Genomic DNA, 23335 nt, shown 5'->3' with positions numbered 1-23335 from the left:
ATGAAAACGCTGCTGATTATTGATGCCGGACTCGGACAGGCGCGCGCCTATATGGCGAAAACCCTGCTGGGCGCCGCCGCGCCAAAAGCGCACCTTGAACTGATTGATAACCCCAACGACGCCGAACTGGTGATTGTTCTCGGGTCGGCGCTGCCCACTGACAGCGCGCTGAACGGCAAACAGGTTTTCCTCGGCGATATTAATCGCGCCGTGGCGCACCCGGAGCTGTTCCTGAGCGAAGCCAAGGGCCATGCGACGCCGTACGCGGCGCCTGCCGCCGCGGCAGTCCCGGCGGCCACCAGCGGACCGAAACGTATTGTCGCGGTCACCGCCTGTCCGACCGGCGTTGCCCATACCTTTATGGCCGCTGAAGCCATTGAAACCGAAGCGAAAAAACGCGGATGGTGGGTGAAAGTGGAAACTCGCGGCTCCGTCGGCGCGGGCAATGCTATCACCCCGGAAGAGGTGGCCGAGGCGGATCTGGTGATCGTCGCCGCTGATATCGAAGTCGACCTGGCGAAATTCGCCGGCAAGCCGATGTATCGCACTACCACCGGTCTGGCGCTGAAGAAAACCGCCCAGGAGCTGGACAAAGCGGTGGTGGAAGCCAAACCGTACCAGCCTTCCGGGAAACCTCAGGCTGCTGGCGAAGGTAAAAAAGAGTCGGCGGGCGCCTACCGCCACCTGCTGACTGGCGTCTCCTACATGCTGCCGATGGTGGTGGCGGGCGGCCTGTGTATCGCGCTCTCCTTTGCCTTCGGGATCAAAGCGTTTGAAGTAAAAGACACCCTGGCGGCGGCGCTGATGCAAATCGGCGGCGGCTCGGCCTTCGCGCTGATGGTGCCGGTGCTGGCGGGCTTTATCGCCTTCTCTATTGCCGACCGTCCGGGTCTGACCCCGGGTCTTATCGGCGGTATGCTGGCGGTCAGCGGCGGCTCCGGCTTTATCGGCGGGATCATCGCCGGTTTCCTTGCCGGTTACGTGGCGAAAGCCATCAGCACTAAGCTGAAACTGCCGCAGAGTATGGAAGCGCTGAAGCCAATCCTGATCATTCCGCTGGTTTCCAGCCTGATCGTGGGCCTGGCGATGATCTACCTGATCGGTAAACCGGTCGCCGGTATCCTCGCCTGGCTGACCCACTGGCTGCAAACCATGGGCACCGCCAACGCGGTTCTGCTGGGCGCGATCCTCGGCGCGATGATGTGTACCGACATGGGCGGCCCGGTGAACAAAGCGGCCTATGCCTTCGGCGTTGGCCTGCTGAGTACCCAGACTTACGCGCCGATGGCGGCGATCATGGCGGCCGGTATGGTGCCTCCGCTGGCGATGGGTGTCGCGACGCTGGTTGCCCGCAATAAGTTCGACAAAGGGCAGCGGGAAGGGGGCAAAGCCGCGCTGGTTCTCGGCCTGTGCTTTATCTCTGAAGGGGCGATTCCTTTTGCCGCACGTGACCCGATGCGCGTGCTGCCTTGCTGTATCGTCGGCGGCGCGGTAACCGGCGCTATCTCGATGGCAATTGGCGCAAAACTGATGGCGCCGCACGGCGGGCTGTTTGTTCTGCTGATCCCGGGGGCGATTACGCCAGTGCTGGGCTACCTGCTGGCGATTGTCGCCGGGACGCTGGTGGCGGGCCTCTCCTACGCGGTGCTGAAACGCCCGGAAGCGCAGGTAGCGGAAGTCGAAAAAGCGGCATAATCTCTCCGCAATAAAAAAGGGCCGACTGTTCGGCCCTTTTTTTATGTCTCTGTTTACGCCACTTCGGCGATCTGCTGCGCCCGCAGCCAGGCTATCTCTTCCGCCCAGATATCCGGGTTGATGGTTTCCAGAATCAGCGGAATGCCGTCGAAGCGGCTGTCCTGCATGATCCAGCTGAAGCAGTCGTGGCCGATGTTGCCTTCCCCCAGACTATGGTGACGGTCAACCCGGCTGCCAAAGGCGCTCTTGGCATCGTTGAGGTGCATGCCGCGCAGATACTGAAAGCCGACGATACGGTCGAAGTCGGCAAAGGTCTTCTCGCAGGCTTCGGCGCTCCGCAGGTCGTAGCCGGCGGCAAAGGCGTGGCAGGTATCGATGCAGACGCCGACACGGGTTTTATCTTCCACGCCATCGATGATGGCCGCGAGATGCTCGAACTTAAAGCCGAGGTTGCTGCCCTGGCCGGCGGTGTTTTCGATCACGGCGGTGACGCCTTCGGTCTTGGCCAGCGCGATATTGATCGATTCGGCGATGCGCGCCAGGCACTCCTCCTCCGGGATCTGCTGCAGATGGCTGCCGGGGTGGAAGTTGAGCAGCGTCAGCCCCAGCTGCTGGCAGCGGGTCATCTCATCGATGAAGGCATCACGGGATTTTTCCAGCGCTTCTTCCACCGGATGGCCGAGGTTAATCAGGTAGCTGTCGTGCGGCAGGATCTGCCCGGGGCCAAAGTGATACTTTTCACAGGCGGCTTTGAATTCGGCGATGGTCTCGTCGCTGAGCGGCGCGGCGCGCCACTGGCGCTGGTTTTTGGTGAAGAGGGCGAAGGCGGTTGCTTCGATTTCGGCGGCGCGAATGGCGGCATTGGCCAGTCCACCTGAGGCGCTCACGTGCGCTCCTACGTATTTCATAAAAAAACTCCAGTTAAAGCCGCTGGGGGGTGGGTAATGATAGCGGCTTAACTGGAGAAAGATGTAGTGCTTTATGCCATCAGGCTGTGGATCGCGACGTTAATGGCCCCGCCGCCGACAATCAACCAGACGAACAGCATCAGCGCCATCAGCAGCGGTTTCGCCCCGGCTTTTTTCAGCGCGCTGACGTGAGTGGTCACTCCAAGAGCGGCCATGGCCATCGCCAGCAGGACGGTATCCAGCGTCACCAGCATATCCACGACCGCTTTCGGCAGCAGATGGAAGGAGTTAAACACTGCCACCAGGATGAACATAATGGCAAACCACGGAATGGTGATTTTGCTTTTCTCGCCGTTACCCGCCGGGGTCAGCTGTTTAACACGCGCCGCCAGGAACAGCAGGAACGGGGCCAGCATCATCACGCGCAGCATTTTAGCGATAACCGCGGCATTCTCCGCATCCGGGCTGACCGCATGGCCGGCGGCGACGACCTGCGCCACTTCATGCATGGTGGAACCCATATAGATCCCGTAGGTCTCCGGGGTAAACCAGTGCGCCAGCAGCGGGTACATCGCCGGGTAGAGGAAGATGGCGATGGTACCGAAGATCACCACCGTGGCGACTGCGACGGTCACTTTACTGGCTTCGGCTTTGACCACCGGCTCGCTGGCGAGCACAGCCGCCGCGCCGCAGATGCTGCTGCCGGCGCCGATCAGCCAGCTGGTGTGCTTATCGAGCCCAAACACTTTCTGGCCCAGGAAGCAGGCGATGAAAAAGGTGCTGGAGAGCGTCAGAACGTCAATCAAAATACCGCTCACGCCGACGTCGGCAATCTGGGCGAACGTCAGGCGGAAGCCGTAGAGGATGATCCCCAGGCGCAGCAGATGCTGTTTGGCGAAGATCACCCCGCCGTCGCAGGGTTGCCAGATTTTCGGATAGACCGTGTTACCGACGACCATCCCGAACAGGATAGCGAGGGTCAGGGCGCTGAAGCCCGCCCCGGCAATGGCCGGAAAGCTACCGGCCCACAGGGCGGCGCCGGTCAGGGCGGCGGTCAGCGCCAGGCCTGGGACAAAATGCCACAGGGAACGATGTTTGGTGGGTAAAGTGAGTGCTGTCATAACCTTCTCCTTTGTCTGCCTAAAGGTTACGCCGCGCGGGATTAAATATAAAATTGATTATATGTTTATAATCAATCGTAATAAGTGGTTAATGACCGCTTCGCCGGTGACAATGGGGCAGGGGAGTGAGGCGCGGAGGCGAGCTGTTCTTGTCAGCAAGACGATGATTTTGTGACGTAAGGGGATTTTCCTTCCATCAGCCGCCTCGATTTGTGTCACCATAGTAAGAAAGGTTATTCAGACTGGATTACTCAACGGGTGGGTTATGCATATTACGCTGCGGCAGCTGGAAGTGTTCGCCGAAGTCCACAAGAGTGGGTCGACCACTCAGGCGTCACAGATGCTGGCGCTTTCGCAATCTGCGGTCAGCGCCGCGCTGACCGATCTGGAAGGGCAGCTCGGCGTACAGCTGTTCGACCGCGTCGGCAAGCGGCTGGTGGTCAATGAGCATGGACGGCTGCTCTATCCGCGCGCCCTGGCGCTGCTGGAGCGGGCCCTGGAGATCGAGCAGCTGTTTCGCGGCGACAACGGGGCGATTCGGGTCTACGCCAGCAGCACCATCGGCAACTATATTATGCCGGAGATCATCGCCCGCTATCGCCATGACTTCCCGGATCTGCCGGTTGAGCTGAGCGTGGGCAACAGCCTGGACGTGATCAACGCCGTTGCCGACCTGCGGGTGGATTTCGGTCTGATCGAGGGGCCGTGTCATGCCGCCGATATTATTGCCGAGCCGTGGCTGGAAGATGAGCTGGTGGTGTTTGCCGCGCCTGACTCGCCGCTGCTGGCGGGGGAGGTGACCCTGCAGCAACTGGCCGAGGCGCCGTGGATCCTGCGCGAGCATGGATCCGGCACCCGGGAGATTGTCGATTACGTTCTGCTGTCGCATCTGCCGGCGTTTCATCTGGGGATGGAGCTCGGCAACTCGGAGGCGATCAAACACGCGGTACGCCATGGGCTGGGGATCAGCTGCTTATCGCGGCGGGTGATTGCCGAACAGCTGGCCTCCGGCACGCTGGCGGAGCTGAAAGTGCCGCTGCCCCGGCTGACGCGCACGCTATGGCGGATCCACCACCGGCAGAAGCATATTTCTAAAGCATTACAACGTTTTCTGCAGTATTGCCAGGTGTAGCGATCCGGCTTTATCGCCTGATAATGGTGGGGGGAATTTGCTGGCAATTCCGCAGGTTAGTGCTTTACTAATAATTTGCGGTCGATCATGAAGCTCTCTTATAACTTTGCATTTGTACCGGATGGAACCCCGATCGTCTGCTACAATCGCGCCTCATTTTTTGGATGGATAGCATTATCACATGGTTTCGGAAACTAAAACCACAGAAGCGCCCACGCTACGTCGTGAACTGAAGGCGCGCCACTTGACCATGATCGCCATCGGCGGTTCCATCGGTACGGGTCTTTTTGTTGCCTCTGGCGCAACGATTTCGCAAGCAGGTCCCGGAGGGGCGCTGCTGTCTTATATTCTGATCGGTCTGATGGTCTATTTCCTGATGACCAGCCTGGGCGAACTGGCGGCGTTTATGCCGGTGTCCGGTTCCTTCGCCACCTACGGACAGAATTATGTTGAAGAGGGCTTTGGCTTCGCGCTGGGCTGGAACTACTGGTACAACTGGGCGGTAACGATCGCCGTTGATCTGGTGGCCTCGCAGCTGGTGATGAGCTACTGGTTCCCTGACACCCCGGGCTGGATCTGGAGCGCCTTGTTCCTCGGCATTATGTTCCTGCTGAACTGGATCTCGGTGCGCGGCTTTGGCGAGGCGGAATACTGGTTCTCGCTGATCAAAGTGGCCACCGTCATTATCTTTATCATCGTCGGCGTGATGATGATTGTCGGCATCTTCAAAGGGGCGCAGCCTGCCGGCTGGAGCAACTGGGGGATCGCGGATGCGCCGTTTGCCGGCGGCTTCTCGGCGATGATCGGCGTGGCGATGATTGTCGGCTTCTCCTTCCAGGGCACCGAGCTTATCGGTATTGCCGCCGGTGAGTCTGAGAACCCGGAGAAGAACATTCCGCGCGCGGTGCGCCAGGTCTTCTGGCGTATCCTGCTGTTTTACGTCTTCGCGATCCTGATTATCAGCCTGATCATTCCATATACCGATCCGAGCCTGCTGCGCAACGACGTTAAAGATATCTCCGTCAGCCCGTTCACGCTGGTCTTCCAGCACGCCGGTCTGCTGTCGGCGGCGGCGATCATGAACGCCGTTATCCTGACGGCCGTTCTGTCGGCGGGTAACTCGGGGATGTACGCCTCTACGCGTATGCTGTATACCCTGGCCTGCGACGGCAAAGCGCCGCGCATCTTCTCGAAGCTGTCGCGTGGCGGCGTGCCGCGCAACGCCCTGTACGCGACCACCGTTATCGCGGCGCTGTGCTTCCTGACTTCGATGTTCGGTAACCAGACGGTGTACCTGTGGCTGCTGAACACCTCCGGGATGACGGGCTTTATCGCCTGGCTGGGGATTGCCATCAGCCACTACCGTTTCCGTCGCGGCTACGTCCTGCAGGGTAACGATCTCAATAACCTGCCGTATCGTTCCGGGTTCTTCCCGCTGGGGCCGATCTTCGCCTTCGTGCTGTGCCTCATCATCACCCTGGGACAGAACTATGAAGCGTTCCTCAAGGACACCATTGACTGGGGCGGTGTGGCGGCGACCTACATCGGTATTCCGCTGTTCCTCGTCATCTGGTTTGGCTACAAACTGGCGAAAGGCACCCGCTTCGTTCGTTACAGCGATATGACCTTCCCGGACCGCTTTAAGCGTTAATCCCGGCGGTGATACAGCATAAGCCCTCTGATACAGAGGGCTTTTTTTATGTCCGCGCAGTTACAGCCTGACACAATTCTTCATAATTATATTGATAATAGAAATCATTATCTTTATCATTTCTGACCATTACGGATGAAGCCACTCCCCCGTCTCTGCCATGTGTACAGACTGACATCGGGCGACCAGCCACATCGACAAGAAAACAGCGAGTCTACCGCCGACAGAGCGGCAGGCCGCCAGCGCGTGTGAGCAGCACCTTTTTTGTTTGTTTGGTTGTACACCTCATGGAGATTTGGAATGTTCAGGTTAAACCCTTTTATCCGGGCGGGATTGTCTGCGTCCGTCGTATCGTTGGCGTTTCCGGCCCTGGCCGACGTGAATGAAGAAACGCTGGTGGTGACCGCCTCGGCGACTGAACAGAGCGTCAAAGACGCGCCGGCGAGCATCAGCGTCATCACTCAGCAGGATTTGCAGCGCAAGCCGGTCCAGAACCTGAAAGACGTACTGCGCGATGTGCCCGGGGTCCAGCTCACCAACGAAGGGGATAACCGCAAAGGCGTCAGCATCCGCGGTCTGAGCAGCAGCTATACCCTGATCCTGGTTGACGGCAAGCGCGTCAACTCGCGGAACGCCGTCTTCCGCCACAACGACTTCGACCTTAACTGGATCCCGGTGGATGCCATCGAACGTATCGAAGTGGTGCGCGGCCCGATGTCTTCCCTGTACGGCTCCGATGCGCTCGGCGGTGTGGTCAACATTATTACCAAAAAAATCGGCCAGAAATGGACCGGGACGCTGAGCGCTGATACCACCATCCAGGAGCACCGCGACCGCGGGGATACCTGGAACGGCCAGTTCTTCACCAGCGGCCCGCTGATCGACGGCGTGCTCGGGATGAAGGCTTACGGCAGCCTGGCGAAACGCGCCAAGGACGATCCGCAGTCCTCCAGCAATGCCACCGGCGAAACGCCGCGCATCGAGGGCTTCACCAGCCGCGATGGCAATGTTGAATTCGCCTGGACGCCGAACGACAGCCACGATTTCACCGCGGGCTATGGCTTTGACCGCCAGGATCGCGACTCCGATTCCCTTGACCGCAACCGCCTTGAGCGTGAGAACTACTCCCTGAGCCATAATGGTCGCTGGGATATGGGCAACAGCGAGCTCAAGTTCTACGGCGAAAAGGTGGATAACAAAAATCCGGGGCAGAATGGGACCATCACTTCGGAAAGCAATGCCATCGACGGCAAGTACGTTCTGCCGCTGGACATGATTAACCAGCTGGTGACCTTCGGCGGCGAATGGCGCCACGACAAGCTGAAAGATCCGGTCAACCTGAGCAGCGGCGGTCAGTCAACGGCGGCCAGCCAGTACGCCCTGTTTATTGAAGACGAATGGCGCATCATCGAGCCGCTGGCGCTGACCACCGGCATTCGTATGGACGACCATCAGACCTATGGCGATCACTGGAGCCCGCGCGCCTATCTGGTGTATAACGCCACCGATACCGTCACCGTTAAAGGCGGCTGGGCGACGGCGTTTAAAGCCCCGTCCCTGCTGCAGCTTAATCCCGACTGGACCACCAACTCCTGCCGCGGCTCGTGCAGCATCGTTGGTAACCCGGATCTAAAACCGGAAACCAGCGAAAGCTTCGAACTCGGTCTCTACTACCGCGGGGAAGAGGGCTGGCTTGAAAATGTCGAAGGCAGCATCACCACCTTCCAGAATAATGTCGACGACATGATCGATGTTCTGCGCACCTCCAGCGCCAGCGAAGCGCCGGGCTACCCGAACTTTGTCGGCTGGAAAACCGTCAACGGCAAGCGCGTGCCGATCTTCCGCTATTTCAACGTCAACAAAGCGCGCATCAAAGGGGTGGAGACCGAGGTGAAGATCCCGTTTGGCGATGAGTGGAAGCTGACGGTGAACTACACCTACAACGATGGTCGCGATCTGAGCAACGGCGGCGACAAACCGCTGCAGACGCTGCCGTTCCATACCGCCAACGGCACGCTCGACTGGAAACCGCTGGATGACTGGTCCTTCTACGTGACGGCCAACTATACTGGCCAGCAGCGCGCGGTGAGCGCCACCGGCAAAACGCCGGGCGGCTATACCCTGTTTGACGTCGGCGCGGCGTGGCAGGTCACCAAGAATGTGAAACTGCGCTCCGGGGTGCAGAACGTGGGCGATAAAGATCTCAGCCGGGACGACTACAGCTATACCGAAGAGGGCCGTCGCTACTTTATGGCGGTGGATTATCGCTTCTGATTGCCGGCGCTAAAACGCGTCCTGTAGGCCTGAACATGCGCCGCGAAGCAGCTTCGCGGCGCATATGCGTTTAGCCAAAGAGATGCTGCGCATGGAAGCGCAGATGGTCTTCAATAAACGAGGCAATGAAGTAGTAGCTGTGGTCGTAACCGGGCTGGATGCGCAGCGTTAACGGCCAGGCCTTCTGCCGCGCGACCTCCGCCAGTACCGCCGGCTGCAACTGTCCGGCAAGGAATGGATCGCTGTCGCCCTGATCGATAAGCGTCGGCACAGCGTCCGCCGGCTGGCTGGCCTGCATCAGGGCGCAGCTGTCCCAGGCGTGCCATGTCGATTCATCGGCGCCGAGATAGGCGGTAAACGCTTTCTTACCCCACGGCACCTGGGAGGGATTGACGATCGGCGCGAAGGCGGAGACGCTGACGTAGCGGCCGGGATTGTTGAGCGCCATGATAAGCGCGCCGTGACCGCCCATCGAGTGGCCGCTGATGGCGCAGCGGTCGCTGATGCTAAACTCGCTGCGGATAATCGCGGGCAGTTCGTCGCGCAGGTAATCGTACATTCGGTAGTGCGCCGCCCAGGGCGCCTGGGTGGCGTTCAGGTAGAAGCCGGCGCCTTGCCCCAGATCGTAACTGTCGTCGTTGGCCACCTCGTCACCGCGCGGGCTGGTATCCGGCATCACCAGCGCGATGCCCAGCTCGGCGGCAATGCGCTGCGCGCCCGCCTTGGTGGTAAAGTTTTCATCGTTACAGGTCAGCCCGGACAGCCAGTACAGCACCGGCGGCGGCGTTTCGCGCTCAGGCGGTAAAAAAATGCTGAACGTCATGGCGCAGTTCAGGACAGGGGAGTGATGACGCCAGCGTTGTTGCCGGCCGTCAAAACAGCGATGCTCTTCAAGCAGTTCCATGCAAGGCTCCTCGGAAGGGGTGTGCGCGTAAACGTTCATAATACAGATATTTCATTAGCCGGTGAGCAACTTTCACTTTCTCCTTTTGAGAACTTACTGCATCATTAATGCAACTTATAGCCAACATGCCGGTGTAGCGATGGCGCTTATGGATGCGTACAGCGGTTGGATCATTCCGGATTCGGCGGTAGGGATTTGGCGCCGCGCTTGAGGCGAGACTTCGCGCCTTAATAAAAGGCAGCGCCAATTTCAATAATTATCGTTACGGCTACTGGATTCTGTGCGCCGCCTCACGCACAATGAATACAAACTTTGCCCCCAGAAAAAGCAAAGAGCGCCACACCTGCAGGAGAAACCCAAATGTCATCACTGAGTAAAGAAGCCGTCCTCGTTCATGAAGCGCTGGTCGCTCGTGGGCTGGAGACGCCGATGCGTGCGCCAGTACAAGAAATTGATAACGAAACACGCAAGCGTTTGATTACCGGTCATATGACCGAGATTATGCAACTGCTGAATCTGGATCTGAGTGATGACAGTCTGATGGAGACCCCGCATCGCATCGCCAAAATGTATGTCGATGAGATCTTCTCCGGACTGGATTATTCTCGCTTCCCGAAAATCACCGTCATTGAAAACAAAATGAAGGTCGATGAAATGGTCACTGTACGCGATATCACCCTGACCAGCACCTGTGAACACCATTTCGTCACCATCGATGGTAAAGCGACGGTAGCCTATATCCCGAAAGATTCGGTGATTGGCCTGTCGAAAATCAACCGTATCGTGCAGTTTTTCGCCCAGCGTCCGCAGGTCCAGGAGCGTCTGACGCAGCAGATCCTGATCGCGCTGCAGACGCTGCTCGGCACCAGCAACGTGGCGGTATCCATTGACGCGGTGCATTACTGCGTGAAAGCGCGCGGCATCCGCGACGCGACCAGCGCCACTACCACCACCTCCCTCGGTGGCCTGTTCAAATCCAGCCAGAATACCCGCCAGGAATTCCTGCGCGCAGTACGTCACCACAGCTAAAACGGAGCAGGGTACATGGAGAGAAATGTCACGCTGGACTTTGTCCGCGGCGTCGCCATCCTCGGTATCCTGCTTCTCAATATCAGCGCCTTCGGCTTGCCGAAGGCCGCTTACCTCAATCCGGCCTGGTCAGGAAGCGCGACCCTCAGCGATACCTGGACCTGGGCGCTTCTCGACCTGCTGGCGCAGGTGAAATTTCTCACCCTGTTCGCGCTGCTGTTTGGCGCCGGTCTGCAGCTTCTGCTCCCCCGCGGAAAACGCTGGATTCAGTCGCGCCTGACCCTGCTGGCGCTGCTTGGTTTCATTCACGGTCTTTTCTTCTGGGATGGCGACATTCTGCTGGCCTACGCCCTGGTGGGGCTGGTGAGCTGGCGCATGGTGCGCGAGGCGCAGCATGTCAAATCGCTGTTCAACACCGGGGTGGTGCTCTACCTCACCGGCATTGCGGTGTTGGTCCTGCTGGGGATGATCTCCGGACCCGCAGCCAATCGCTCCTGGGTCCCGGACGCGGCCAATCTGCAGTATGAGCAGTACTGGAAGCTGCACGGCGGCATGGAGGCGGTCAGCAACCGGGCGGATATGCTGTCGGACAATCTGCTGGCGCTCGGCGCGCAGTATGGCTGGCAGCTGGCGGGGATGATGCTGATAGGCGCGGCGCTGATGCGCAGCGGCTGGCTGAAAGGGCAGTTCAGCCAGCGTCACTATCGGCGCACCGGCGTGCTGCTGGTGGCGGCCGGGATGGCGGTGAATGTGCCGGCCATTGTCGCCCAGTGGTATCTGGCCTGGGACTATCGCTGGTGCGCGTTTTTACTGCAGGCGCCGCGTGAACTGAGCGCCCCGCTGCAGGCTATCGGCTATGCCTCGCTGGCCTGGGGCTACTGGCCGCAGCTCTGCCGTTTCCGCCTGGTGGGGGCTATCGCCTGCGTTGGACGCATGGCGCTGACCAACTATTTGCTGCAGACCCTGATCTGCACCACCCTGTTTTATCATCTCGGGCTGTTTATGCGCTTCGATCGTCTGCAGCTGCTGGCCTTTGTTCCCCCCATCTGGGCCGTAAACCTCCTTCTGTCATCACTCTGGCTGCGCCGCTTCCGCCAGGGGCCGGTGGAATGGCTGTGGCGTCAGTTAACCCTGCGTGCGTCAGGGACATCATTGAAAGACACATCCAGATAACGATCTCGATCACAATCATTAACAAAACGGATGTAAACGTTTCCAGCCGTGTGACCTCACTCACGTAGCGGACCGCGGGTCGCTGCCAGAATAGCCTCCTTGCTGAGCACAGGAGGTGAATGTGACGTGCTGTAATTCTCTTAAGGTCGCTGAGTATGATCACCATTCGTGATGTCGCCCGCCAGGCGGGCGTATCCGTGGCCACCGTGTCGCGGGTGCTGAACAACAGCGCGCTGGTGAGTCCGGATACGCGCGACGTCGTGATGAAAGCGGTGACCCAGCTGGGCTACCGGCCAAACGCCAATGCCCAGGCGCTGGCCACCCAGGTCAGCGATACCATCGGCGTGGTGGTGATGGACGTCTCCGATGCCTTCTTCGGCGCGCTGGTGAAAGCGGTGGATACCGTCGCCCAGCAGCATCAGAAGTATGTGCTGATCGGCAACAGCTATCACGAGGCGGAAAAAGAGCGCCACGCCATCGAGGTGCTGATCCGCCAGCGCTGCTCGGCGCTGATCGTCCATTCGAAAGCGCTCAGCGATGCTGAACTGAGCGACTTTATGCAACATATCCCGGGGATGGTGCTGATCAACCGCATCGTGCCGGGCTTTGCCCATCGCTGCGTGGGTCTCGACAACGTCAGCGGCGCGCTGATGGCTACCCGCATGCTGCTCAATCACGGCCACCAGCGCATCGGCTATCTCTCCTCAAATCACGGCATTGAAGACGACGATATGCGCCGGGAAGGGTGGAGCAAAGCGCTGCAGGAGCAGGGCATCATCGCCCCGGACAGCTGGGTCGGGTCCGGCTCCCCGGACATGCAGGGCGGCGAAGCGGCGATGGTCGAACTGCTGGGGCGGAATCTCGGCCTCACCGCCGTGTTCGCCTATAACGACAGCATGGCGGCCGGCGCGCTGACAACGCTAAAGGATAACGGCATTGTCGTGCCGCAGCATCTGTCGCTGATTGGCTTTGATGATATTCCTATTTCCCGTTACACCGATCCTCAACTGACCACCGTGCGCTATCCGGTGATGTCGATGGCGAAGCTGGCCACCGAGCTGGCGCTGCTGGGGGCGGCCGGCAAGCTGGATCGCGAGGCGACGCACTGCTTTATGCCGACCCTGGTGCGCCGTCACTCCGTTGCCCAGCGGCAAACTGTGGGGCCGATCACTAACTGAAGCGGCAGCGGGATGTAACCGCTTTCAATTTGTGAGTAAATTCACAGTATATTAACATTCGCCTGATTATGATGGCAGCGTTTACCAGTCTGAACCACAAGGTGATGGGAAATCCTCACTTTTACTATTAGGAACAAGGCGTTAAACGAGTATTAGAGTCGTATTTTCCTGGAGCGTTACCCGACACGGAAGACCGAATTTTCGTCGTGAAATGCGTTGTGCGGTAACACTAATGCAACAAGTCCCGCCCGCACTTTTCACAAAAATGACCCTGCATAATAAAACCGGAGATTCCATGAATAAGAAGGTGTTTACCCTCTCTGCTGTAATGGCTGGTCTGTTATTTGGCGCCGCAGCACACGCAGCAGATACCCGTATCGGCGTGACGATTTATAAATATGACGACAACTTTATGTCGGTGGTGCGTAAGGCGATTGAAAAAGATGGCAAATCCGCGCCTGACGTCCAGCTGCTGATGAATGACTCGCAGAACGACCAGTCGAAACAAAACGATCAGATTGACGTGCTGCTGGCGAAAGGCGTGAAAGCCCTGGCGATCAACCTGGTTGACCCGGCTGCGGCGGGAACGGTCATCGAAAAAGCGCGCGGGCAGAATATTCCGGTGGTGTTCTTCAACAAAGAGCCTTCCCGTAAAGCGCTGGATAGTTATGACAAGGCTTACTACGTCGGTACCGACTCGAAAGAGTCCGGGATTATTCAGGGCGATCTGATCGCCAAGCACTGGAAAGCAAACCCGAACTGGGATCTGAATAAAGACGGCCAGATCCAGTACGTCCTGCTGAAAGGCGAGCCGGGCCATCCGGATGCGGAAGCGCGTACCACCTACGTTATCAAAGAGCTGAACGATAAAGGTCTGAAGACCCAGCAGCTGCAGATGGACACCGCTATGTGGGATACCGCCCAGGCGAAAGACAAAATGGACGCCTGGCTCTCCGGCCCGAATGCGAACAAGATTGAAGTGGTGATCGCCAACAATGACGCCATGGCGATGGGTGCGGTTGAAGCGCTGAAAGCGCACAACAAGAGCAGCATTCCGGTGTTCGGCGTTGACGCCCTGCCGGAAGCCCTGGCGCTGGTGAAATCCGGCGCGATGGCCGGTACCGTGCTGAACGATGCTAACAACCAGGCGAAAGCGACCTTCGAGCTGGCGAAAAACCTTGCCGACGGAAAAGAGGCGGCGGCAGGCACCAACTGGAAAATTGACAACAAGATTGTTCGCGTCCCCTACGTGGGGGTCGATAAAGACAACCTGAGCCAGTTTACCGGCAAATAATCGTGATGTGAGTTGCGGGCGTGGGTTATCCACGCCCGATTATTCCTGATACAGAACCAGACTCCTGCTGGCGTTATTGCGCCGGACGGGGCGTGCATGAACGCAGCCAGGTATAACTATGGTCAGCAATAATAGCGAACGGTCAGGCGAATATTTGTTGGAGATGACCAACATCAACAAATCGTTTCCTGGCGTCAAGGCTCTTGATAATGTCAACCTGAAGGTTCGTCCGCACTCCATTCATGCGTTAATGGGTGAGAACGGCGCCGGAAAATCGACATTATTAAAATGCCTTTTTGGGATCTATCAAAAAGATTCCGGCAGCATTCTTTTTCAGGGAAAAGAGATCGATTTCCATTCGGCGAAAGAAGCCCTGGAAAACGGTATTTCGATGGTGCATCAGGAATTAAACCTGGTCTTACAGCGTTCGGTCATGGACAACATGTGGCTCGGCCGCTATCCCACCAAAGGCATGTTTGTCGATCAGGACAAAATGTACCGGGATACCAAGGCTATTTTTGATGAGCTGGATATTGATATCGATCCGCGCGCCCGCGTCGGGACTTTATCGGTATCTCAGATGCAGATGATTGAGATCGCGAAGGCGTTTTCCTATGACGCCAAAATCGTCATCATGGACGAGCCGACGTCATCGCTGACGGAGAAAGAGGTCAACCATCTGTTCAAGATCATCCGCAAGCTGAAAGATCGCGGCTGCGGTATCGTCTATATCTCGCACAAAATGGAAGAGATTTTCCAGCTGTGCGATGAAATTACCATCCTGCGCGACGGCCAGTGGATCGCTACCCAGCCGCTGGAAGGGCTGGATATGGACAAGATCATCGCCATGATGGTCGGGCGTTCGCTCAATCAGCGCTTCCCGGATCGTGAAAACACCCCGGGGGAAGTCATCCTCCAGGTGCGCAATCTCACCTCCCTGCGCCAGCCCTCCATTCGCGATGTCTCCTTCGACCTGCATAAGGGCGAAATTCTCGGTATCGCCGGTCTGGTGGGCGCGAAGCGTACCGACATCGTGGAGACCCTGTTCGGGATCCGTGAGAAGGCCAGCGGCACCATTACCCTGCACGGGAAGAAGATCAACAACCACAGCGCCAATGAGGCGATTAACCACGGTTTTGCGCTGGTAACCGAGGAGCGGCGCTCCACCGGAATTTACGCCTATCTGGACATCGGTTTTAACTCGCTGATCTCCAATATTAAGAAATATAAAAACAGCGTCGGCTTGCTGGATAACTCGCGGATGAAGAGCGATACCCAATGGGTGATTGACTCCATGCGCGTTAAAACCCCCGGCCAGCATACGCAGATTGGTTCGCTTTCCGGTGGTAACCAACAAAAGGTCATTATTGGCCGCTGGCTGCTGACCCAGCCGGAGATCCTGATGCTGGACGAGCCGACGCGCGGTATCGACGTCGGTGCCAAATTCGAGATCTATCAGCTGATTGCCGAGCTGGCTAAAAAAGATAAAGGGATCATTATTATTTCTTCCGAAATGCCGGAACTGCTGGGGATTACCGACCGCATTCTGGTAATGAGCAACGGCCTGGTCGCGGGCATTGTTGAGACTAAAACCACCACGCAAAACGAAATACTGCGTCTTGCGTCATTGCACCTTTAAGATCAGGGGCTTCACATGAGTGCGTTAAATAAAAAGAGTTTTCTCACTTACCTGAAAGAGGGTGGGATATATGTCGTCCTTCTGGTCCTGTTGGCCATTATTATTTTCCAGGATCCGACATTTTTAAGTCTGCTCAACCTGAGTAATATTCTGACCCAGTCCTCGGTGCGTATTATTATTGCCCTCGGCGTGGCCGGACTGATCGTCACGCAGGGCACGGACCTCTCCGCCGGCCGTCAGGTGGGACTGGCGGCGGTGATTGCCGCGACCATGCTGCAGGCGGTGGATAATGCCAACAAGGTGTTCCCGGATATGGCGACCATGCCGATCCCACTGGTCATCCTGCTGGTATGCGCCATCGGGGCGGTCATCGGGCTGATTAACGGGATCGTCATTGCCTATCTGAACGTAACGCCGTTTATTACCACCCTCGGGACCATGATCATCGTCTACGGCATTAACTCGCTGTACTACGATTTCGTGGGCGCGTCGCCGATCTCCGGCTTCGACAGTCACTTCTCCCATTTCGCGCAGGGGTTTGTGGCGCTGGGCTCGTTCCGCCTGTCCTACATTACCTTCTACGCGCTGATTGCCGTCTTCTTTGTCTGGATCCTGTGGAACAAAACGCGCTTTGGCAAAAACATTTTCGCTATCGGCGGTAACCCGGAAGCGGCGAAAGTCTCCGGGGTTAACGTGGCATTGAACCTGCTGATGATCTATGCCCTCTCCGGGGTGTTCTACGCCTTCGGCGGCCTGCTGGAAGCCGGTCGTATCGGCTCGGCGACCAATAACCTCGGCTTTATGTACGAACTGGACGCCATCGCCGCCTGCGTGGTGGGCGGTGTATCGTTCAGCGGCGGGGTAGGGACCGTATTCGGCGTGGTGACAGGGGTAATTATCTTCACCGTGATCAACTACGGCCTGACCTACATTGGCGTCAACCCTTACTGGCAGTACATCATCAAGGGGGCGATCATTATCTTCGCCGTGGCTCTGGATTCCCTGAAATACGCCCGTAAGAAGTAATTTTTGCCTGAGTAAAAACCCGCGCCTGGCGCGGGTTTTTTTATACCTGAAACGGATGCGATGATGCAGGCTACTTTTCTTTCTGCAGCTCCAGCAGCTGCTCCGGCGTGACCGCCGGGTAGGACTGGGCGTCATCCGGCACGTCGTGCTGCTGCGCCGGAATCGGGATTAAAGGGCCAAGGAAGCGCGGTTCCCGTTTGAAGATGTAGAGGTCCGCCAGCGCGCCAAAGCGGGCACCGAATTCGCGCAGCCGCACGCTCCACATATCCTTCGGCGACGGCACCGCGTAGCACTGGGCCTGGATCCCCATATGCAGGGCGATAAACAACGCCCGTTCGCAGTGGAAGCGCTGGGTGATGATAATGAAGTCGTTGGTGTCGAACACTTTGCGGGTGCGGACGATCGAATCAAGCGTGCGGAAACCGGCATAGTCCAGCACGATATCCGCCGGATCGACGCCGCCTTTAATCAGGTCCCGGCGCATCGTCATCGGTTCATTGTAGCTTTGCAGGGCGTTATCCCCGCTCAGCAGCAGATAGTTGACCTTGCCGCTGTTGTAGGCGTTGAGCGCGCCCTGGATGCGGTAGCGGTAATACTGATTGATGACGCCGGTGCGGTAGTATTTAGCAGTGCCCAGCACCACGCCGACCTGGCGGTAGGGGAGGTCCTGCAGCTCGTCATAGATATAGGGCGCGGTTTTCCAGCTCATCCAACGGTCAAGACCCAGCACGGTCAACAGCAGCAGGCCGAGCAGGACTAACAGGCTGTAGAACACACGCTTTAACATGAACTTGGCTCAATAATAGACAACGGAGTCTTCAGGCTACTTTACCCGCCGGGTAAGCGCAAGAAACCCGCGTTTGATTGCGGGGATTTTCAGCAATATAGACAGATCGCCGAACGCAGGCCGGGTAAGGGGTGAGCCGACACCCGGCATAGGGATCTTCAGCTCGCCATGGCGCGAACCGTAGGTCGGGTAAGCGTAGCGCCACCCGACACCTAAGGGTATAAAAGGTAGGCCGGATAAGCCGAAGACGCCATCCGGCCATCTGCGCAGGCTGATTAACCTAACAGCACGCGCTCGATATTGTGGCAGCCCAGCGCCTTCAGGGTGGCGACGGTGGCGTCCCACTGAATCAGCGCCGCATCGGCTTTCTCCGCCAGGATCGCCCGCTGGATGTCCGGATAATCATAGCCGTTGAGGCTGAGGAGATTCAGCGCCCCCTGCAGCGGCGGCAGCGTCGGGTTGAACGCCGCGTTTTCCGCATAGCTGCCGCTGAAAAGGGTGCCATCTTTCAGCTCCAGCGCTACGCCGGAAGGCGAGTGGCTGTACGGCGCGTGGCAGCGGTTAGCGGCCTCAATCGCCGCCTGGGACAGGGCATCGCCGCTGACCGGGAAGCCGTGGTTCTGGTGGTCCATCAGCAGGGTTTTGATCTCCAGGTCTTTCGGGCCGAAGGCATCCGGCAGATAGTGCTGCAGCGCATGGGCTTCGCGACCGGGCAGATGAATGCGCAGCGCCAGTCCGCTGTTCAGTTCGTTCATAAACTGACGACAATGGCCGCACGGCGTGTAGTTCACCGTGATAGCGCGCAGGGAGGTTTCACCGCGCAGCCAGGCGTGGCTGATGGCGCTCTGCTCTGCATGGACGGTCTGCTGCATGGTGGCGCCGAGAAACTCCATGTTGCCGCCAAAGTACCAGCGGCCGCTGACGCCGCGGGCGATAGCCCCGACGTTAAAGTGAGAAAGGTCGGCGCGCGCGCAGGCGGCGGCCAGCGGCAGTAGCGCAAAGGCCAGCGCGTCTTCGTCCAGACCTGTCGCCTGTTGCAGCGTCGCCACCTGATCGGCTTCGAGCAGCGCCGGGAAGTGCGGGTCGGCGAGCATCGGGGAGATGGCCGCCTGCAGGTCTGCTGCCAGGGTAGTCAAAGCAGCTTGAAAACGTGAGTGCATAGCGTTGCCTCATAACAGTGTAATGGGGAACCAGTGTACGGGCGTCAAGGGGTTTCAAATGTGATTTACATCCCATTGCTAATGCAACTTTTCTTTGTTGCATTAAGAAATGTGACTTGAATCACAATTCATCCCACCACCGCGAGGATCAGCGGGAATAAAAATGGTGCCATCAACGAGGTGATGATCCCGCACAGCACCAGCGCCAGCGAGCTGAACGCTCCTTCCTGATAGTCCAGTTCCGCACAGCGGGCGGTACCGAGGGCGTGCGAGGCGGTGCCCATCGACAGGCCACGTGATGCTTTGGTGCGAATACGCATCAGGTTGAGCAGCGTATGGCCGAATACCGCGCCAAGGATACCGACAAAAATCACGCACACGGCGCTGATGGCCGGGATGCCGCCGATACTGCCGCTCACCGCCATCGCAATCGGCGTGGTCACCGATTTGGGCAGAACAGAGGCGGCGATTTGCGGCGTGGCGCCCATCAGCAGGGCCACGGTGGTGCCGGTGATCATCGCCACACAGCTGCCGATAAAGCAGATGGTGATGATCGATTTCCAGCGCGCGCGGATCTGGTGCAGCTGTTCATATAGCGGGAAGGCCAGCGCGACCACCGCCGGCTGCAGCAGATCGTTCAGGATCTTGCTGCCGGCAAAATAACGTTCATAGGAGATCCCGGTCAGCAGCAGAAAGGGAATAATCACCACCATCGCCACCAGCAGCGGGTTGAGCAGCGGGAATTTGAAGCGGGCCGCCAGTTTGCGGGCGAGGAAAAAGACGATCAGGGTAAGCGGTAGCGACCACCAGATTTCATGCATCATTTTTCTTTTCCTTTTGCCCAATCACTTTACGTTCGCCATGCACCAGATGGGAACTCCAGCTCACCACCACAAACACCACCAGCGTGCTGATGGCGCAGGAGATAACGACAGGCCCAAGCTGGGCGCGTAGCAGATCCCAGTACTGCATCACGCCGACGCCGATCGGCACGAACAGGAGCGCCATATAGCGGATCAGGATATTGCAGCCGGGGTTGACCCACTGCGGCGGCATGATTTGCAGCGCCAGCAGCACGAAGAGGATCAGCATGCCGATGATGCTGCCGGGGATGGTGATGGGCAGCAGCCCGGCGATAAATATTCCGGCGTACAAGCAGGCGTAAATCAGGACGAAAGCCCGCAGGTACTGCCAGATAATAGTCAGCGATTTACTCATGGTAATAACCCTTGATGAAGTGAATTCATCATACAATTAATCCCTAAAATGTGCTACCGATCACATCATGAATTCTATGCATAGCGCTTATAGCTTACGGGAACCATCGTCTCGCCCGTCAGAGTCCGAAGCCTTGCGGCTTAGACGGTTTCTCTCCCCACGCTACCTTGCTGGACGAGGCGCGGCAAATAAAGGTAAATGGGACGCCACAGACCCCTGTAAAGCATAGAGATTATCTCGCCGTTTTGCCGCCTCGGGCGTCCGGGGACCGGAGTGCGCTGGGTCGGACGCATTGAGCGCTTTCAACCAACGCCCGGAGGCGCTACCATAGCGCCTCTTTTTTTTCCGGGTAACGATATGCGTGTACTACTGGCGCCGATGGAAGGCGTGCTCGATTCGCTGGTGCGCGAGCTGCTGACCGAGGTTAACGATTACGATCTTTGCATCACCGAATTTCTGCGCGTGGTGGACCAACTGCTGCCGGTCAAATCGTTCTACAGGCTGTGCCCGGAACTGCATCATCAAAGCCGCACCCCGTCCGGTACCCGCGTGCGCGTCCAGCTGCTGGGACAATATCCCGAGTGGCTGGCGGAAAACGCCGCCCGCGCGGTGGCGCTGGGGTCGTGGGGCGTTGATTTAAACTGCGGCTGTCCGTCGAAGCTGGTGAACGGCAGCGGCGGTGGGGCGACGCTACTGAAAGATCCAGAGCTGATCTATCGCGGCGCGAAAGCCATGCGCGAAGCGGTCCCTGCGGATTTACCGGTGACCGTCAAGGTGCGTCTCGGCTGGGACAGCGGTGAACGGCGCTTTGAAATCGCCGACGCGGTGCAGCAGGCGGGGGCCAGCGAACTGGTGGTTCACGGCCGTACCAAAGAAGATGGCTACAAAGCCGAACGCATCAACTGGCAGGCGATCGGCGAGATCCGCCAGCGCCTGACTATCCCGGTGGTCGCCAACGGCGAGATCTGGGACTGGCAAAGCGCGCAGGACTGTATGGCCGTCACCGGCTGCGATTCGGTGATGATTGGCCGCGGGGCGCTCAATGTGCCGAACCTCAGCCGGGTGATCAAATACAATGAACCGCGCATGCCGTGGCCGCAGGTGGTCCAGCTGTTGCAAAAATATACCCGCCTGGAAAAGCAGGGTGATACCGGCCTGTATCATGTGGCGAGAATTAAGCAGTGGTTAGGCTATTTACGCAAGGAATATACCGAGGCGCTGACCCTGTTTAATGAAATTCGCGCCCTGCAAACGTCTGCTGAAATAGCGGTGGCGATCGGCCGCTATTAACCGCCATACTGTTATTCGCTTCACATATTATTACTTGCATGCCTATTGATGATAGGCATGGGTTGAATAAAGTGATAATGTGCGGTCAATCAATTCAGGATTGCTACTGAACTCAGGCAAAACCTAAGCACTTTCGTCATTCGTGGCGCAAAGTGCTTAGGTTTTTTTTTGGTAAAAATTCAGGGTGGATAAAATGATGATGTAAAACAATGAGATGTGAATAACGATTTCTCTGGCATTGTCGCGGTTTTATTACCGACGGACGCTTTTTGCCATTCATTTTTAAAAAAAGAAAACGGGTAAATAAATAGCCTGGGGATCCCCTTTGTTTTTATTCAGTCACGGTGGAGATCACAATGCATAACAAAAAAATAAATCAGCTTTTTATCGGCGCGGCGCTGGCGACTATGGCGCCCGCCGTGAACGCGGCGCAAACCCCGGCGTGGAACGGCAGCGTGCTGGGGTTTGAAGCCGGACAGCCAGGGCTGCTGGGCGATATGCTGGGCATTCGTCCCATCCTTGAAGAGAACGGCTTTCATTATAATCTTGGCTATCTTAACGAGATGGCCTACAACGCCGGCGGCGGCTATAACCATGATAAACATCTGGCCTATATTGACCAGGTGTCATTGACCTTTACCCAGGATCTGGAGCGCTGGACCGGCATACCGGACGCGCGGCTTGAGGGTAATATCGTCAATCGCAACCATGATGATAACCTCACCACGAAACGGCTGCAGGATCCGCGGGTCAGCTTCAACGATCTGTCGCAGGAGAGCTGGGGCGGCGGGTCGATCACCCGTCTCGGCTGGCTGACCTTTGCCCGCAGCTTTGACGACCGCCGCCTGACCTGGCGCATCGGCATGATGAACAAGGTGCAAACCTTCGACCAGATCATACCCTGCGATTTTCAGCTGCTGACCCAGTGCGGTGGGAAATCGGCCAACTCGCTGACGTGGAATAACTGGAACATTCATACCTGGGGCACCACCCTGGAGTACAAGCTGACGCCGACCGTCACCCTCAAAGGCGGGGTGATGGAGCAAAACCCGCAGGCTACCGCGCGCAGCCACGCGTGGAGCTGGTCGACGAAGGGTAGCAAAGGCATCTTACTGCCGATGGAGATCGAAACCCGTCCGCTGATTAATGGCCTGCCGGGAGCCTATAACCTTGGCGTGGTCTGGACTAACGCGCCGCAGAGCGACCTCTATAGCGGCAAATCTGGCGGCGCCGGGGCGACCGATCCGCAAGGTTACGCCGAGCACGACAGCACCTGGTTTATGTACGCCGGCCTGAACCAGCAGATCACCCGCCACGCCGACGACCCGCTGCGGGGGATGAGCGTCTCACTGAGCGGCAGCCTCAGCGACCAGCGCAGCAACTATATCCACTCCGCCGTCGCCGCCTCACTGCGCTACCGCGGTCTGTTTGACGCCCGTCCGGAGGACTGGATCGGCTTCGGCCTGACGTGGATCGACATGAGCAGCCACTACGCACGTAATCAGCGCTATATGAATCAGATAAGCGGCGCCACCGACTATAACGATCCGGCTTACCAGCCGGTGGCCGGTCATTCGCTGAACGGTGAACTCTATTATCGCTTCCGCCCGGTCTCCTGGCTGGAGCTGCAGCCGGGCCTGCAGTACTGGCACCGTCCGGGCGGCGTCGCGCAGACCCAGGACGCGTGGGTAGTGGAGTGGAAAACCATCGTGACCTTCTGATAGTCGCGATCTTAATCACGTTTTTTCACTTGTCAGGTTGAGCGCGCAGCAGAAGTTGTTACAGTGCTGGCGTTGGATTGCAACTGCTGCGGCAGGCAAAACCTGATCACCTGGCGTTTCGTCGGGGGTCAGGTT

General features: G+C 58.0%; 19 protein-coding genes. 12 read left to right on the top strand and 7 right to left on the bottom strand.

Going from position 1 to position 23335, the window contains the following annotated elements; genetic code table 11:
• On the top strand, nucleotides 1–1695 hold the full coding sequence (fruA, locus tag ABLU73_RS05220) for a PTS fructose transporter subunit IIBC (protein ID WP_004201641.1): 1695 nt from the start codon (nucleotides 1–3) through the stop codon (nucleotides 1693–1695).
• A gap of 53 nt (nucleotides 1696–1748) precedes the next feature.
• Here fruA and nfo read toward each other — a convergent pair whose 3' ends face one another.
• A complete protein-coding gene (gene nfo, locus ABLU73_RS05215; RefSeq protein ID WP_017899323.1) occupies nucleotides 1749–2603 on the bottom strand; it encodes a deoxyribonuclease IV in 855 nt (284 codons plus the stop codon).
• Nucleotides 2604–2674: 71 nt separating this feature from the next.
• Nucleotides 2675–3724 (bottom strand): YeiH family protein, encoded by a 1050-nt coding sequence (locus ABLU73_RS05210; protein ID WP_004201639.1) that lies wholly within the window; start codon nucleotides 3722–3724, stop codon nucleotides 2675–2677.
• Nucleotides 3725–3989: 265 nt separating this feature from the next.
• On the opposite strand from ABLU73_RS05210, the gene yieE reads away from it, so the two are divergent.
• The 3 genes from yieE to cirA all read left to right on the top strand — a co-directional run bounded on the left by yieE (nucleotide 3990) and on the right by cirA (nucleotide 8781).
• Complete coding sequence (gene yieE / locus ABLU73_RS05205) at nucleotides 3990–4856, top strand: DNA-binding transcriptional regulator YeiE (protein WP_004201638.1); 867 nt, start codon at nucleotides 3990–3992, stop codon at nucleotides 4854–4856.
• Between the two features lie 181 nt (nucleotides 4857–5037).
• Nucleotides 5038–6507 (top strand): amino acid permease, encoded by a 1470-nt coding sequence (locus ABLU73_RS05200; protein ID WP_004201637.1) that lies wholly within the window; start codon nucleotides 5038–5040, stop codon nucleotides 6505–6507.
• Between the two features lie 300 nt (nucleotides 6508–6807).
• A complete protein-coding gene (gene cirA / locus ABLU73_RS05195; protein ID WP_126494211.1) occupies nucleotides 6808–8781 on the top strand; it encodes a catecholate siderophore receptor CirA in 1974 nt (657 codons plus the stop codon).
• A gap of 70 nt (nucleotides 8782–8851) precedes the next feature.
• On the opposite strand, the gene fghA is transcribed toward cirA, so the two are convergent.
• Nucleotides 8852–9685, bottom strand: coding sequence for an S-formylglutathione hydrolase (fghA, locus tag ABLU73_RS05190; protein ID WP_057216273.1), 834 nt, complete (start codon nucleotides 9683–9685; stop codon nucleotides 8852–8854).
• Between the two features lie 360 nt (nucleotides 9686–10045).
• On the opposite strand from fghA, the gene folE reads away from it, so the two are divergent.
• The 6 genes from folE to mglC all read left to right on the top strand — a co-directional run bounded on the left by folE (nucleotide 10046) and on the right by mglC (nucleotide 17024).
• On the top strand, nucleotides 10046–10714 hold the full coding sequence (gene folE, locus ABLU73_RS05185; protein WP_004201633.1) for a GTP cyclohydrolase I FolE: 669 nt from the start codon (nucleotides 10046–10048) through the stop codon (nucleotides 10712–10714).
• A 15-nt stretch (nucleotides 10715–10729) separates the two neighbouring features.
• Complete coding sequence (gene yeiB / locus ABLU73_RS05180; RefSeq protein WP_032456403.1) at nucleotides 10730–11887, top strand: DUF418 domain-containing protein YeiB; 1158 nt, start codon at nucleotides 10730–10732, stop codon at nucleotides 11885–11887.
• Nucleotides 11888–12042: 155 nt separating this feature from the next.
• Nucleotides 12043–13065 carry an HTH-type transcriptional regulator GalS gene (galS, locus tag ABLU73_RS05175; protein ID WP_017899327.1) on the top strand — a complete coding sequence of 341 codons (1023 nt, stop codon included), beginning with the start codon at nucleotides 12043–12045 and terminating at the stop codon, nucleotides 13063–13065.
• Nucleotides 13066–13360: 295 nt separating this feature from the next.
• A complete protein-coding gene (gene mglB / locus ABLU73_RS05170) occupies nucleotides 13361–14359 on the top strand; it encodes a galactose/glucose ABC transporter substrate-binding protein MglB (RefSeq protein WP_004201626.1) in 999 nt (332 codons plus the stop codon).
• A gap of 118 nt (nucleotides 14360–14477) precedes the next feature.
• Nucleotides 14478–15998, top strand: coding sequence for a galactose/methyl galactoside ABC transporter ATP-binding protein MglA (gene mglA, locus ABLU73_RS05165; RefSeq protein ID WP_004201625.1), 1521 nt, complete (start codon nucleotides 14478–14480; stop codon nucleotides 15996–15998).
• Between the two features lie 15 nt (nucleotides 15999–16013).
• Nucleotides 16014–17024: a galactose/methyl galactoside ABC transporter permease MglC gene (mglC, locus tag ABLU73_RS05160; RefSeq protein WP_002912871.1), complete on the top strand. Its 1011-nt coding sequence runs from the start codon at nucleotides 16014–16016 to the stop codon at nucleotides 17022–17024.
• A 70-nt stretch (nucleotides 17025–17094) separates the two neighbouring features.
• Here the strand turns inward: mglC and sanA are convergent, their stop codons facing one another.
• The 4 genes from sanA to ABLU73_RS05140 form a co-directional block, all read right to left on the bottom strand.
• Complete coding sequence (gene sanA, locus ABLU73_RS05155; protein WP_004201624.1) at nucleotides 17095–17811, bottom strand: outer membrane permeability protein SanA; 717 nt, start codon at nucleotides 17809–17811, stop codon at nucleotides 17095–17097.
• Between the two features lie 275 nt (nucleotides 17812–18086).
• Nucleotides 18087–18971, bottom strand: a complete 885-nt coding sequence (gene cdd / locus ABLU73_RS05150) for a cytidine deaminase (RefSeq protein WP_049093651.1) — start codon at nucleotides 18969–18971, stop codon at nucleotides 18087–18089.
• A 128-nt stretch (nucleotides 18972–19099) separates the two neighbouring features.
• Complete coding sequence (locus tag ABLU73_RS05145; RefSeq protein WP_004201621.1) at nucleotides 19100–19795, bottom strand: CidB/LrgB family autolysis modulator; 696 nt, start codon at nucleotides 19793–19795, stop codon at nucleotides 19100–19102.
• On the bottom strand, nucleotides 19785–20189 hold the full coding sequence (locus ABLU73_RS05140; protein ID WP_004201620.1) for a CidA/LrgA family protein: 405 nt from the start codon (nucleotides 20187–20189) through the stop codon (nucleotides 19785–19787). The genes ABLU73_RS05145 and ABLU73_RS05140 overlap by 11 nt, the downstream gene beginning before the upstream one ends.
• A 357-nt stretch (nucleotides 20190–20546) precedes the next feature.
• Here ABLU73_RS05140 and dusC point away from each other — a divergent pair, with 357 nt between their 5' ends.
• The gene (dusC, locus tag ABLU73_RS05135; RefSeq protein WP_043520328.1) at nucleotides 20547–21479 is read left to right on the top strand and encodes a tRNA dihydrouridine(16) synthase DusC; all 933 of its coding nucleotides are present in this window, start codon (nucleotides 20547–20549) and stop codon (nucleotides 21477–21479) included.
• Nucleotides 21480–21835: 356 nt separating this feature from the next.
• Nucleotides 21836–23200, top strand: a complete 1365-nt coding sequence (locus tag ABLU73_RS05130; RefSeq protein WP_114466040.1) for a carbohydrate porin — start codon at nucleotides 21836–21838, stop codon at nucleotides 23198–23200.
• Nucleotides 23201–23335 lie beyond the last annotated feature (135 nt).

Origin of the sequence: Klebsiella sp. GG_Kp175 (assembly GCF_040062325.1) — a bacterium.
GTDB lineage: Bacteria > Pseudomonadota > Gammaproteobacteria > Enterobacterales > Enterobacteriaceae > Klebsiella > Klebsiella quasipneumoniae.
This window is presented reverse-complemented; position numbering and strand designations above follow the sequence as displayed.